Genomic DNA, 13,703 nt, shown 5'->3' with positions numbered 1-13,703 from the left:
GCGTGACCCGGTCGCGCTGCGACATTTCAGTGTGCAACGGTATACAAAAAATGCGCGCGCCCCCTTGATCGACTCCGCGCCTTGGGGCACATACCGATCAAGACATAGTTTACAGCCACGGGAGGCCCCCAGATGACCGTTGTCACCGGCAAGGATACCGCCAAGACCCGCCGCCAGCTTAGCGTCGGCGATGCGAGCTACGCCTATTACTCGATCCCCGCCGCGCAAGAAGCCGGTCTGGGCGACTTCTCCAAGCTGCCCGCCGCGCTGAAGGTCGTGCTCGAAAACCTGCTGCGCTTTGAAGATGGCGGCTTCTCGGTCTCGGTCGAGGATATCAAAGCTTTTGGCGATTGGGCGAAGATGGGCGGCAAAAATCCGCGCGAAATCGCTTACCGCCCGGCGCGCGTCTTGATGCAAGACTTCACCGGCGTGCCCGCCGTGGTCGACCTCGCCGCGATGCGCGATGGCATTAAAGCCCTTGGCGGCGATGCGAAAAAGATCAACCCGCTGGTTCCGGTCGATCTGGTCATCGACCACTCGGTGATGATCGACGAATTCGGCACCCCGCGCGCGTTCCAGCGCAACGTGGAGCTGGAATATCAGCGCAACATGGAGCGCTATCAATTCCTCAAATGGGGCCAAGGCGCGTTTGAAAACTTCCGCGTTGTGCCGCCGGGCACCGGTATCTGCCACCAAGTAAACGTGGAATACCTCGCCCAAACCGTTTGGACCGACAAAGACCAAAACGGCGAAATGGTCGCCTACCCGGATACGCTCGTGGGCACCGACAGCCACACCACCATGGTCAACGGCATGGCCGTTCTGGGCTGGGGCGTGGGCGGGATCGAGGCCGAAGCCGCGATGCTGGGCCAGCCCGTCTCGATGCTGATCCCGGAAGTGGTTGGCTTCAAACTGACTGGCGCGCTGCGTGAAGGCTGCACCGGCACCGACCTCGTGCTCAAAGTCGTGCAAATGCTGCGCAAACACGGCGTGGTGGGCAAATTCGTCGAGTTCTATGGCGAGGGCCTTGATAAACTGCCGCTCGCGCAGCGCTCGACCATTGCCAACATGGCGCCCGAATACGGCGCGACCTGCGGCTTCTTCCCGATCGACGATGAAACGCTGCGCTATCTGAGCCAGACCGGCCGTTCGGAAGAGCGTATCGCGCTGGTGGAAGCTTACGCGAAAGAAAACGGTTTCTGGCGCGATGCCGATTATGCGCCGATCTACTCCTCGACGCTCGAACTCGACATGTCGAGCATCGTTCCGGCGATCTCTGGCCCGAAACGCCCGCAAGATTATCTGCCGCTGACCGATGCGAAATCGACCTTTGCGAAGATCGTGGCCGATTACCGTGGCGTCGACATGACCTCGGAAGGCAAAGAAATGGCCGCCGAGGGGGGCTTGGCGGTTGCGCCGAAAACCGGGCTGAAATCGGTTCCGGTCGAAGGCAAAGACTACGAAGTGGGCGACGGTTCGGTGGTGATCGCCTCGATCACCTCGTGCACCAATACATCGAACCCCTATGTGCTGATTGGGGCGGGCCTTGTGGCACGCAAAGCCCGCGCGCTTGGCCTTTCGCCGAAGCCTTGGGTGAAAACCTCGCTCGCGCCTGGGTCGCAGGTCGTTGAAGAATATCTCAAAGCCGCCGGTCTTCAGGAAGATCTGGATGCGATGGGCTTCAATATCGTCGGCTTTGGCTGCACCACCTGCATCGGCAACTCCGGCCCGCTCGGCACGCCGGAAATCTCCAAAGCGATCAACGACAATGACCTTGTTGCCGCCTCGGTGCTGTCGGGGAACCGCAACTTCGAAGGCCGGATCAGCCCGGATGTGCGCGCGAACTTCCTCGCCTCGCCGCCGCTCGTCGTTGCCTATTCGCTCGCGGGTTCGTTGAATGTCGATCTGTCGTCTGAACCGCTGGGCGAAACGCCTGATGGCAAGCCGGTCTATCTCAAAGACATCTGGCCGACCGATGCGGAAATTGCTGATCTGGTGGAGAAATGCGTCACCCGTGAAGCCTTCATCGCGAAATACGCCGATGTGTTCAAAGGCGATGCGAACTGGCAAGGCGTGAAAACCACCGAGGGCGAAACCTACGATTGGCCCGCCGCTTCGACCTACATTCAAAACCCGCCCTATTTCCAAGGCATGGCCAAGGAACCTGGCACGATCTCGAATGTGGTGGATGCGCGCGTGCTGGCGGTTCTGGGCGATATGATCACCACCGACCACATCTCCCCGGCGGGTTCGTTCAAACCCTCCACCCCGGCAGGCAAATACCTGACCGAGCGCCAAGTGCAGCCGAAAGACTTCAACAGCTACGGTTCGCGCCGCGGCAACCACGAAGTCATGATGCGCGGCACCTTCGCCAACATCCGTATCAAAAACGAGATGCTGGATGGCGTTGAAGGCGGCTTCACCAAAGGCCCGGATGGCGCGCAAACCACGATCTACGACGCGTCGATGGATTACCAAGCCGCGGGCACCCCGCTCGTGATCTTTGGCGGCATCGAATATGGTGCGGGCTCCAGCCGTGACTGGGCGGCCAAAGGCACCAACCTGCTCGGCGTCAAAGCCGTGGTGGCCGAAAGCTTTGAACGGATCCACCGTTCGAACCTGATCGGCATGGGCGTCATCCCGTTTGAGTTCACCGAAGGTGCGAGCCGCAAATCGCTCGGCCTGACCGGCGATGAGGTGGTGACGATTGAGGGGCTGGAAGGCGATATCAAACCGCTTTCGCTCGTGCCCTGCACGATCAAACGCGCCGACGGCACCGAGACCAAGATCATGCTGAAAAGCCGGATCGATACCGAGGTCGAGATCGAATATCTCAAAAACGGCGGCGTGCTGCATTACGTGCTGCGCAACCTTGCCAAAAGCTAAGGCTTACCGATTGAGACCCGAAAGGCCCCGCACTGCGGGGCCTTTTTCATTTGGGTGTGACCCTTGTAAGGCGCTGCCCGCCACCCCATCTCATTTCCATGTAAAGGAGGTTTACATGACCGACCGCGCCCTTTGGATTGAACAACGCATTGCCAATGATGGCCCCTCGACCCTTGTCGCCTATTTGCTGTGGTTCTTCCTTGGCTTCTTTGGCGTGCACCGGTTCTATTTGGGACGCTGGTTTTCGGGGCTGATGCAGCTTGTACTGTTTGGCATCGGCTCTGCGCTCACCTTCATTTTGGTGGGCTATATTCCGCTTGCGCTCGTGGGGCTGTGGTGGGCGCTCGATGCGCTGCTGATCCCCGGCATGATCGCCACAGACCGCGCGGTGATGCGCTATCGGTTGATGAACGGTTGGGACTGATCAGCCAAGCGCCACAAGCGCCGCGCCAAGCCCAATGAGCGCCACGCCCGCCCAAGCAAGGGGGGAAAGCATCTCCCCCAAAAACGTGGCGGCAAAGACCGCGACCAGCACGACCGAAAGTTTATCCACCGGGGCCACCCGCGCCGCATCGCCCAAAGACAGCGCGCGAAAGTAGCATAGCCACGAAGCCCCTGTGGCGAGCCCCGACAAGATAAGAAACAGCGCCGCGCGGCCGGGAATTTCTGTGAGGCCGCGCAGCTTGCCCGCCAGCGCCACCAGCGCGCCCAGCACCACCGCCACCACCAAAGTGCGCAGCCATGTGGCGAGGTCGCTATCCACCTGTGCCACGCCTGCTTTCGCAAAAACGGCTGTCAGCGCCGCAAACACCGCAGAGAGCAACGCCCAGAAAAGCCAGCTTGAAACAATCGCCTGCATCACGCCTCCTTCGGGCGCGCACGCCCTTATTTGCGTTTCAAAAGCCCGCGCGGCCCGCCCGAGATCAACATGGTGACATCGGCCATCGCCACCATCGGCGACACGCCGACCGGCAGCGCAATGTAGCGCGGGCGCCATTCGGGGTTGAACTTTGCCTTGAAGGCGCGCAGCCCCTCAAAATTATAGAACGCGCCCCCGTGGCGGAACATCAGCGCGCCAAACCGGCTCCAAAGCCGTGCGGTGCGCCGGGCGCTAAGCCCCGCCAGAGGGGCCATGCCAAGGCTAAACTCCTGCGCGCCCTGCGCTTGATAATGCGCGATGAGCGAGAGGAACAAAAACTCGATCATGCCCGAAGCATCCTCGGGGCGGTAGCGCATCAAATCCACCGCCACGCGCTGGCCGCTGCCCGGTGCCATGATCGAGGCAAAGGCGATGGCCTTACCCGCGCGGCGCACCACGGCAATCGGGAAATGGCGCAGATAGATCGGATCAAACCGCCCCACCGAGAAGCTTTTCTCATGGCCGACTTTATCGCCTAGCCATGCATCAGAGATTGGGCGCAACTCCTCGATCAACTCCGGCGCATGGGGCGGTTGCAACACCTCTACGTCCAGCCCCTCGCGTTGCGCTTTGTTAAACGCCGCGCGCATGGATTTGAACCGCGCGCCAGAGAGCGTGAAGGTCGAAAGGTTCACCACCGCTTCTTCGCCAACCTTATGCGCAGCAAGGCCCATCTCGATCATCCGCGGCAATTGCCGTTCTGAGATTTCGTAAAACACCGGGCGGCAATTGGCCTGCTGCGCGGCTTCGACAAAATCCCAGCCCAAATCATCAAAATAGCGCAAATCGCCCACCGGGTCGCCCATCGCGATCCAGCTTTTGCGGCGGCGCGCAAACATCAAGAAAGCCGAGCCATCGCCCGAGAAGGTCAGCTCTTTATCCCCCGCAAGCGCAAGGCAGGCAGTCGGATCGGATTGCGCGTCGATCACCTTGCGGGCCATCTGCAACGCCTCTCCGGGCGTGCGCGGGCTGCGCTTGGCGAGCGGTTGCAGCGCCAGATAGGTGGTGAAGATCACCAAGATAGCCGAACCCACCAGCCCCGCCCGCAACGAACGCGGGGTATTGGCGTTTTGCGCAAAATCAACCCAAAGGCTGTGTGAATAGGGCGTGGCGGCATGGACAAAGATGAAAAAGAGAGCGACCGCGATGATCACGGCGGTGACCATGGCGATCCACGCCGGGCCAAGCACGCCTTCGGTGATTTTCGCTTCGCGATAAAACTCACGCCGGAACGGCCACATCAAAAGCGCGCCAGCGGCGAGAAGGGTCGCGCTTTCAATATCAAAGTTGTTGAGCAGAACGGCAACAATGCCGCCGCCAATCGCCGCGATGGTGAGCCAAAATGCTCCCGCAACGCGCCGGATCAACCCATGCGAGAGGATGAGCAAAACCGCCCCGGCGACCGAGGAGACAAGCGTGCCACCCTCCAGCAAGATCGCACCGACAAGGTCGTCATTATCGTGCAGCGTCGGCACCGAAGGCCAAAGCGCCAGCGCCAAAAGATAGGCGCCCAAGCCAAAGGCCCATGCCCCCGAAAGCCAAGGCACCATCCCCGCCACGGCGTTGAAGGCCGGGCGCATCGGGTCCGAAATTTCACCAAAGAGCCGGACCGCCCAGCCCCCCGCCAAACGCGCCTCGTTGAGCGAAACGATGACAAAGGCGAGCGCAAAGGGGATGAGGTAATAGATCAGGCGGAACATCAAAAGCGCCGCAGCGACATCGCCTACCGCCGTACCTGTGGGCATCGCCGCCATCACCACGGTTTCAAACACGCCAACCCCGCCCGGCACATGGCTCATCACGCCGACCATCGTGGCGGTGGCATAGATCGCGAGGAAGGTGACAAAATCCGGCGCGCCTTGAGGCAAGAGCACATAAAGGGTGAGCGCCGCCATCGTGCTGTCGAACAGCGCAACGACCATTTGCCCGGTCAAAATATGCGGGCGCGGCATCGAGATTTCATATTTGCCAAGCCGCAGCACCTTGCCCGAGATGCCTAAACCAAAGAGCAAAGCCACCGTCGCCAGCCCGCCAGAGAGCGCCAAAAGCCGCACCATCTCTTCGGAAAGCGGCAAGAGCCCGGTCAGCGCGGCGGGATGCAGCGCCAGCGCGAAAACACCCACAAGCGAAAGCCCCGTGCCCATGGCAATCGCGATATAAGAGGCCAGCGCCGCGACCTCAAAGGCGTTGAGCCCAAAGGCAGAATAGATCCGGTAGCGCACGGCACCGCCCGATAGCACCGAAATTCCGATTGTGTTGCCAAAGGCATAGCCCAAAAAGCCGCCCAAGGCGACGACCCGCAGCGGCAGCTTTTTCTCAAGGTATTTCAGCGCCCAGAAGTCATACCCAATCAATGCGGTATAGCCCAACGCCGTCGCGCCAAGGGCAATCGCAAAGATATGGTTCGGGGTGGCATTGATCTGCGCGATGATCTCATCAGCGCTGACCTCTTTGAGCAGATGTTGCAGCGCCCAAATGCCTAAACCGAACAGAGAAAAGCCCAGCAATACCGGACCGAGATGGCGCAGCTTACCCGGGCTTGCCGCACCGGCCTCGCGCTTGCTCATCGCGTTTCTCCCTGCCTTCGGTCTTCCTTGACCCTGAGTTACCGATTTTGGCCCAAGATACAACCTCCCTGCCCCGCTGCGGCGGCACAAGCGCGCTGCGGCAATGCAGCATCTGGGAGTTTGTGAGGAGGTCTGTAGTTTTGGACACGCTGCACCCCCAGAGCTATCGGGTACGAGAGCTAAGTCGCCATCCCTCGATCCGACCGGAGGCGCTCCGGGGGTGCCTCTGCCGGGCGGCAAAGAGCGGTGTCACGCGCGAGTGTAGCGCGAGATCATTTCATAATCCTTGAGCGGGCCTTTCACCCGCCAGATGGCCTGCCATTGCGGCCAATCTTTGAACTCATACTGGGCCCGGTAATCATCGGGGTCACACCAATGGGCCGCCGTATCCGCCCCCGAAGGGTCAAAACTGTGAAACGGCCGCCCGTCTTCAAAGAACACCTCAATCTGCGGCGGCGCCGGGCGCCAGTAATAGATCCGCGTGGCTTTGATCGGGGCATCCTCTCCTAATGTCAGATAGCCACTCTCTTCCCATTTCCAAGACCCATCTTGGCAAGGAATTAACGTGGCCGTACCCTCAAACGCCGCTTTTTGCCCGCCGAAGCGGTCATCAATGCTGCGGCTGATCTGCCAAGAGCCCTCAAAATCCGTAATTGCGCGCGTCATTCTTGCCTCGTCTTGCCGCATCCCTTGCCCAAAAGGCTGGCCCGGTCTATCAACCGCCCAACTCCGTCACAAGCAAGAGGCCTGTCCATGATCCCGCGCTATGCCCGCAAAGAGATGGTCGACATCTGGGAACCCGCCACCAAGTTCAAAATCTGGTATGAGATTGAGGCCCATGCCTGCGACGCGCAAGCCGCCCTTGGCGTGATCCCGAAAGCCAATGCCGAGGCCGTTTGGAAGGCCAAGGATGTTGAGTTTGATGTCGCCCGGATCGACGAGATCGAAGCGGTCACCAAACATGACGTGATCGCCTTCCTGACGCATTTGGCCGAGCATATCGGTTCGGAAGATGCGCGCTTCGTGCACCAAGGCATGACCTCGTCGGATGTGCTCGATACCACGCTCAACATCCAACTGGTGCGCACGGCGGATATTCTGCTTGCCGATATGGACCGTGTGCTGGCGGCGCTTAAAAAGCGCGCGCTCGAACACAAAGATACCGTCCGCATTGGCCGCAGCCACGGCATTCACGCGGAACCCACGACGATGGGCCTGACCTTCGCGCGCTTCTATGCCGAGATGGACCGCAACCGCGCCCGCCTCGCCAATGCCCGCGAAGAAGTGGCGACCGGCGCGATTTCGGGTGCCGTCGGCACCTTCGCCAACATCGACCCGAGCGTCGAAGAGCATGTCTGCGCGCAACTGGGCCTGAAGCCCGAGCCGATCTCGACCCAAGTCATCCCGCGTGACCGTCATGCGATGTTCTTTGCCACGCTGGGCGTGATCGCCTCGAGCATCGAAAACGTCGCCATCGAAATCCGCCACATGCAACGCACCGAGGTGCTGGAGGCCGAAGAGTTCTTCTCGAAAGGCCAAAAAGGCTCCTCGGCGATGCCGCACAAACGCAACCCGGTGCTCACCGAAAACCTGACCGGCCTTGCCCGCCTCGTGCGCATGTGCGTGGTGCCGGCGATGGAAAACGTCGCGCTGTGGCATGAGCGCGATATCTCGCACAGCTCGGTCGAGCGTGGCATTGGCCCCGATGCGACGATCACCCTTGATTTCGCGCTCAACCGCTTGGCCGGTGTGGTCGAAAACCTGGTGATCTACCCCGAGAACATGCTGCGCAACATGAACAAGTTCAAAGGCTTGGTCATGTCGCAACGGGTGCTTTTGGCGCTGACGCAAGCGGGCGTGAGCCGTGAAGACGCCTATCGCCTTGTGCAACGCAATGCGATGAAGGTCTGGGAACAAGGCGCTGACTTCAAAGAAGAGCTTCTGAAAGATGCAGAAGTGACTGCGGCGCTGAGCCCGACGGAAATTGAAGAGAAATTCGACCTTGGCTATCACACCAAACATGTCGACACGATCTTCAAACGGGTGTTTGGCGCCTAGGCCCACCCTTTAAGATGTGATTTGGTGCCGCGGGGCGATTCGGGTGACGCTTTCCCTTTGCAAGGGAGAGAAAGATGACACCGAAACACCTCGCGGCGCTTTTGCTTTTTCCCGCGTTGATTGTGGCGCCCCTAGCCGCCTCTGCGCAGGATTGCGCGGACCGTGCCAAGTTGACCTGTCCAGAAGGACAGCATTGGGATGAAAAGACAAAAAGCTGCGTAATTCCCTCAAGTTGAGAGGAAATGCCAAAGCGCCGATAACCGCCGCTTAACGGCTGACTGCGAGAGTGACCCGGAACAGAATTCGGAGTCGCGCGTGAACGCCATCGCCCCCCAATCGGCCCTCGGCCCGCTCACCCGCCCCGGTGCCTCGCGCCCGGTGCTGTCTCGTCGTCAAAAAGCGGCGGTCGTGGTGCAATTGCTGGCCACCGAAGGGCTGAAACTGCCGCTCGAAGAACTGACCGATGATCAGCAAACGCAACTGGCCGAAACGATTGCCGAATTGCGCCTGATCGACCGCGAAACGATGGTCGAGGTGATCGAAGAATTCTGCACCGAGTTGGAAGCTGTTGGCATCGCCTTCCCCGGCGGCATTGATGGCGCACTGAAACTGCTTGAGGGGCAGCTTTCGGCTTCGGCGGCAACCCGTTTGCGCCGGATGGCCTCGGGCACCTCGCGCGCCGATCCGTGGGAACGGATCACCGGGCTTTCGACCGATCTTTTGCTGCCGGTGCTGCAAGAAGAAAGTATCGAAGTTGGCGCGGTGATGCTGTCGAAGCTGACCGTCGCGCGCTCAGCGGAATTGCTATCAAAAGTGGCCTCTGAAAAGGCGCGCAAGCTGGCCTATGCGGTCTCGCTCACCGGCAATGTGGCCCCCGAAACCGTGCACCGGATCGGCACCGCGCTTGCCAGCCAACTCGATGCACAACCGGCCAAAGCTTTTGAAACCGGGCCGGTGGAGCGCGTCGGCGCGATCTTGAACTATTCTCCCGCAGCCACGCGCAATTCGGTGCTGGAAGGGCTGGACGAAGAAGACAAGATCTTTGCCGATCAAGTGCGCAAAGCGATCTTCACCTTCACCAATATCCCGAGCCGGATCGAAACCCGCGACATTCCCAAAATCCTGCGCGCGGTCGATCAGGCCAAGCTTATTGTCGCGCTGGCGGGTGCCAAAGGCGAAAACGAGAAATCGGCCGAGTTCATCTTGTCGAACATGTCGCAACGCATGGCGCAAAACCTGCGCGACGAGATCGCGAACCTCAAGAAACCGAAAGAAAAAGACATCGAAGAGGCGATGAACGAGATCGTCGGCGCCATTCGTGAACTCGAAGCCAATGGCGAGATCTTCCTTGTGGCCGAGGATGGCGAATAAGGCGCCGCCGCGCGCCTTTCCCCTGCCCCGCGCTTCGTCTATCGTCACCGCGCGCCGCCACGGCGCAGGGGGCGACGGGGGAGCTTTATGACCAACCAAATCGCTATCGGGCTTGCGGTGCTGGTGGTGCTGTTCTTTGGCGTGGATGCGGTGATGCTGCATGGTAGCGCCAGCTTATTTCTGGCCAAAGAGATGATGAAATTGACCGAATGGATGGCCTTCTGGCGTTGACGCTGCAGGCCAGTTTTGCATGCCCCCTTCAACTTCATGGAATCGCCTCTGAAAGCGCCTCAAAGCGCAGTCTTCTGTTGACCTTTTGCCCGTCATGTCGAAGGGTGCCCGCGGCCCTCAGAGATAGAGTCAAAAGGAGATGAAGATGGCGGTTAAGGTAGCGATCAACGGATTCGGTCGTATCGGGCGCAACGTGTTGCGGGCGATCATCGAATCGGGACGGACCGATATTGAAGTGGTTGCGATCAACGACCTCGGCCCGGTGGAAACCAACGCCCATCTGCTGCAATTTGATAGCGTGCATGGCAAATTCCCGGCCACTGTGACGACTGGCGAAGACTGGATCGACGTTGGCCGTGGCAAAATCAAAGTCACCGCGATCCGCAACCCGGCGGACCTGCCTTGGGGCGATGTTGATATCGCGATGGAATGCACGGGGATTTTCACCTCGAAAGAGAAATGCCAAGCCCACCTGCAAAGCGGCGTGAAGCGTGTGCTGATCTCGGCCCCCGGCGACGGCGCGGATAAAACCATCGTCTTCGGTGTGAACCACGAAACGCTGACCGCCGATGACATCGTCGTGTCGAACGCCTCGTGCACCACCAACTGCCTCAGCCCGGTCGCGAAAGTCCTCAACGATGCGATCGGCATCGAAAAAGGCTTCATGACCACGATCCACAGCTACACCGGCGACCAGCCGACGCTCGACACGATGCACAAAGACCTGTATCGCGCCCGCGCCGCCGCGCTTTCGATGATCCCGACCTCGACGGGTGCCGCGAAAGCCGTGGGCCTCGTGCTGCCGGAACTCAAAGGCAAACTCGACGGCGTTGCGATCCGCGTGCCGACCCCGAACGTCTCGGTTGTGGATCTGGTGTTTGAAGCCAAACGCGACACCACGGTGGAAGAAGTCAACGCCGCGATTGAAGCTGCCGCCGATGGCCCGCTCAAAGGCGTGCTGGGCTACACCAAGCTCAAAAACGTCTCGACCGACTTCAACCATGACCCCCATTCCTCGGTGTTCCACATGGATCAAACCAAGGTCATGGAAGGCAAAATGGTCCGCATCCTGTCGTGGTACGACAACGAATGGGGCTTCTCGAACCGCATGGCCGACACCGCCGTGGCGATGGGCAAGCTGATCAAATAATCTATGGGGCCATCCGCCCCGGCAGATGACCGAACCAAAGAGGGGCAGCTTTCGGGCTGCCCCTTTTGCATGGCGGGCTTGCGGTTGGGGCAACCATTGCAGGCGCCGCATCGCGGCAATGCCGGATCATCGGTTGTTGTGCTGGGCAAGAAAGCGCATGTTCCGGTCAGAAAAAGTGACCACATAAGCCAATGCCGAAAGCCGAACCGATGTCCGCCCTCTTCTCTCGCATGTTGTCTGCCGTCGAAAAACGCGCCCGCTACGCGCATACGCTGAATGAGATCGCCCGGCTCTCGCCGCGGCTGTGCTGCGACCTTGGCATCTGCCCGGAAGAGGCGCCGCAACTCGCGCATCGCGCGGTCTATGGCCACTGAGTTTTCGTTTCTCCACCACGCACGATAATAATCCCTGAACCACTCTCGACACCACCTGGGGGCCTGCGGGCCCCCTTTGTCGTTTCGGATAATGAAAAAGGCCCCCGCGCAAGTGGGGGCCTTTCCTGTGACAGCAGCAGAAGCGCGCTTATTCCGGCTTGCAAATTTCGCCGCGGACAATGCCCAAAAGCGTGCGCACAACTAGCCCGGCGATCAGCACGACCAACAGCCCCAAGAACCCCGTGCCCATATATTGGTGCACCATCGAATGGCTGAGTTCGGCGTAAAGCAGCGTCGCAATGGTCAGCGCCGCGACGGGGAAGCTGAGCGCCCAGAACGACATCGCAAAGGGCAGCCGCAGAATGCGCGGCAGTTGCACCGCCACCAGCGCAGCAAAGACATAGGCGAGCGAGAGCATGATATGCCCCATCGCATCGACCTCTGCCCCTTCGCCCATCGTCAAGCGCACCCAAGAGATAAAGGCCACCGCAGGCGGCGCGATCATGATCACCAGCGTCGGCTGCAACCGCCCCGGCAGCGGATCGTGGAACACCAGACGGTTGAAGACGAGAGTGAGCAAGATCACCCAAAACATCATGCCCGCCGAGAAGAAGAGCCAAGAAATCTCAGTAAAGCCAAGCTGCGCGCCAGCGACCGGCACGATCACGTTCCCAACCGCCGGGATGAACCATGCCGGGTTGAGGTGACCGTGCTGGAATGAGCGAGTGCCGATCCAGTTCGTCACCACGGCAATCGTCAAAATGCCTTGAAGCGTGGTGCCCACGCCCCAAAGCGCAAGCGCCGCAGGTTGCGATACGGTCATCAAGCCAATGGAGAGCAGCAGCATCGAAACCGAAATCGTCGGAAAGAACGACAGCCGGATCGGGTGATGCCATTCGGCATAAACCTCTTTCCAATGCGTCAGCGCCTTGGCGAGGTAGAACAGCGAAATCAGCACGAACGCTGTCGCCGTAACACCCAACATCACTTGGTAAGGCAGCGGCCCGAGCCCAAGCGGCTTTGCCGCCGCGCGCAGCGCCAGCGTCAGCCCGCCAAAGCCCATGGTGGTGGCGTAAAAGGTGATCGGAAAATGCGCCAACCGGCTTTCGGTATGCGGCGCGGCGGTGGGGGATGCTGTCATGCGAAGTCCTCGATGCCGTCAGCTGCGGGTCAACGTGTCAGGAAGTGGCAAGCCCGTCACGGGGCCCAAAATGGGGTGAACAGATGCAGCCGCGCAATCCCGCCTCCTGCCGCAGTGGGCTGTTCTGCCCCCGGGCGCAGAGCGCGGAAATCCGCCGCATCGCAGCGCCGTTATAACATTGCAATTCATGCATACAAGAAAAGAAGCATCGTTCAGACATATTGACGCAAGGACAGTGTTTCACTGTCTTTTGCCAATAACTCATGACATATCTCAATAAAGTATCTGCGACATGCCTTAAACCCCTCGGGAAATCGGAGCCAGCATGCGACTGACGACTCGGACCAACCTGGCGATGCGCACCCTGATGTTCTGTGCCGTGAACAGTGACAGGATCGTTCGCAAACATGAAATCGCCGAAGCCTGCAACGCCTCGGAAAACCACCTTGCGCAAGTTGTGAACACCTTGGCCCAACGTGGCTTTGTGGAAACGCAACGCGGGCGCTCAGGCGGGTTACGATTGGCGCGCGAAATGGACAGCATCGGTGTCGGCGAAGTGCTGCGCACCTTTGAGGCGTCCCTGCCCTTCGTCGAATGCTTTGACGCAGATACCAACTCTTGCCCGCTGGCAAATGCCTGCCGTTTCCGCGATGCGCTCGAGGCTGGGGTTGAGGCGTTCTACAGCGCAATGGACCGCCACACTTTGGGCGATATGGTGCGCGACAACGGTGCGCTCGAGCATCTGCTGCACATGTCCGGGCAGCCCCGCGTCTCGCTATGTGGCAGCCCCGCACGCAAGCGCAGCGATGAGTCGTCTGCGCAACCAGCGACCACGCCCGCCGAATAAGGCCGCTTCGGCCTGGTTGCGTTAAACCTGCAATTTGGTTAAACTTTTTAACCACCCTCGCTGATTTTGCGGGGGTTTTTCATGCCGATCCGTGACTTTTGCGCATCCCTCACAGGGTGTCACACGGCTGTCATTCATCGTGAATTGACCATGCTGTCA

Annotated in this window: 12 protein-coding genes; 8 read left to right on the top strand and 4 right to left on the bottom strand. The window is 60.0% G+C overall.

The window, feature by feature from the left end; translation table 11 throughout:
- Positions 1 to 132: 132 nt before the first annotated feature.
- Both acnA and BW967_RS08535 read left to right on the top strand, forming a co-directional pair.
- Positions 133 to 2,886 carry an aconitate hydratase AcnA gene (gene acnA / locus BW967_RS08540; RefSeq protein ID WP_076484640.1) on the top strand — a complete coding sequence of 918 codons (2,754 nt, stop codon included), beginning with the start codon at positions 133 to 135 and terminating at the stop codon, positions 2,884 to 2,886.
- Between the two features lie 115 nt (positions 2,887 to 3,001).
- Positions 3,002 to 3,310: a TM2 domain-containing protein gene (locus BW967_RS08535; protein ID WP_076484639.1), complete on the top strand. Its 309-nt coding sequence runs from the start codon at positions 3,002 to 3,004 to the stop codon at positions 3,308 to 3,310.
- On the opposite strand, the gene BW967_RS08530 is transcribed toward BW967_RS08535, so the two are convergent.
- The 3 genes from BW967_RS08530 to BW967_RS08520 form a co-directional block, all read right to left on the bottom strand.
- Complete coding sequence (locus BW967_RS08530; RefSeq protein WP_076484638.1) at positions 3,311 to 3,745, bottom strand: EamA family transporter; 435 nt, start codon at positions 3,743 to 3,745, stop codon at positions 3,311 to 3,313. It lies immediately after the preceding gene.
- Between the two features lie 26 nt (positions 3,746 to 3,771).
- Positions 3,772 to 6,372 (bottom strand): bifunctional lysylphosphatidylglycerol flippase/synthetase MprF, encoded by a 2,601-nt coding sequence (gene mprF / locus BW967_RS08525; RefSeq protein ID WP_076484637.1) that lies wholly within the window; start codon positions 6,370 to 6,372, stop codon positions 3,772 to 3,774.
- Between the two features lie 249 nt (positions 6,373 to 6,621).
- Positions 6,622 to 7,038: a DUF6314 family protein gene (locus tag BW967_RS08520; RefSeq protein ID WP_076484636.1), complete on the bottom strand. Its 417-nt coding sequence runs from the start codon at positions 7,036 to 7,038 to the stop codon at positions 6,622 to 6,624.
- 87 nt (positions 7,039 to 7,125) lie between these two features.
- Here BW967_RS08520 and purB point away from each other — a divergent pair, with 87 nt between their 5' ends.
- The 5 genes from purB to BW967_RS08500 all read left to right on the top strand — a co-directional run bounded on the left by purB (position 7,126) and on the right by BW967_RS08500 (position 11,556).
- On the top strand, positions 7,126 to 8,430 hold the full coding sequence (gene purB, locus BW967_RS08515; protein ID WP_076484635.1) for an adenylosuccinate lyase: 1,305 nt from the start codon (positions 7,126 to 7,128) through the stop codon (positions 8,428 to 8,430).
- Between the two features lie 315 nt (positions 8,431 to 8,745).
- Complete coding sequence (locus tag BW967_RS08510; RefSeq protein ID WP_076484634.1) at positions 8,746 to 9,801, top strand: flagellar motor switch protein FliG; 1,056 nt, start codon at positions 8,746 to 8,748, stop codon at positions 9,799 to 9,801.
- Positions 9,802 to 9,888: 87 nt separating this feature from the next.
- Positions 9,889 to 10,032, top strand: coding sequence for a hypothetical protein (locus BW967_RS18705; RefSeq protein WP_175610431.1), 144 nt, complete (start codon positions 9,889 to 9,891; stop codon positions 10,030 to 10,032).
- Between the two features lie 145 nt (positions 10,033 to 10,177).
- The gene (gene gap, locus BW967_RS08505) at positions 10,178 to 11,182 is read left to right on the top strand and encodes a type I glyceraldehyde-3-phosphate dehydrogenase (protein WP_076484797.1); all 1,005 of its coding nucleotides are present in this window, start codon (positions 10,178 to 10,180) and stop codon (positions 11,180 to 11,182) included.
- Between the two features lie 209 nt (positions 11,183 to 11,391).
- Positions 11,392 to 11,556, top strand: coding sequence for a DUF1127 domain-containing protein (locus BW967_RS08500; protein ID WP_217696379.1), 165 nt, complete (start codon positions 11,392 to 11,394; stop codon positions 11,554 to 11,556).
- A gap of 148 nt (positions 11,557 to 11,704) precedes the next feature.
- On the opposite strand, the gene BW967_RS08495 is transcribed toward BW967_RS08500, so the two are convergent.
- Positions 11,705 to 12,697, bottom strand: a complete 993-nt coding sequence (locus BW967_RS08495) for an SLAC1 anion channel family protein (RefSeq protein WP_076484632.1) — start codon at positions 12,695 to 12,697, stop codon at positions 11,705 to 11,707.
- A gap of 325 nt (positions 12,698 to 13,022) precedes the next feature.
- On the opposite strand from BW967_RS08495, the gene BW967_RS08490 reads away from it, so the two are divergent.
- Positions 13,023 to 13,544, top strand: a complete 522-nt coding sequence (locus BW967_RS08490; RefSeq protein WP_076484631.1) for an RrF2 family transcriptional regulator — start codon at positions 13,023 to 13,025, stop codon at positions 13,542 to 13,544.
- The last annotated feature ends 159 nt before the right edge of the window (positions 13,545 to 13,703 follow it).

The sequence above is a fragment of the Rhodobacter aestuarii genome (assembly GCF_900156655.1).
Taxonomy (GTDB): Bacteria; Pseudomonadota; Alphaproteobacteria; order Rhodobacterales; family Rhodobacteraceae; genus Rhodobacter; species Rhodobacter aestuarii.
The sequence above is the reverse complement of the archived record's forward strand: the minus strand, read 5'-3'. Positions and strand labels throughout refer to the sequence as shown.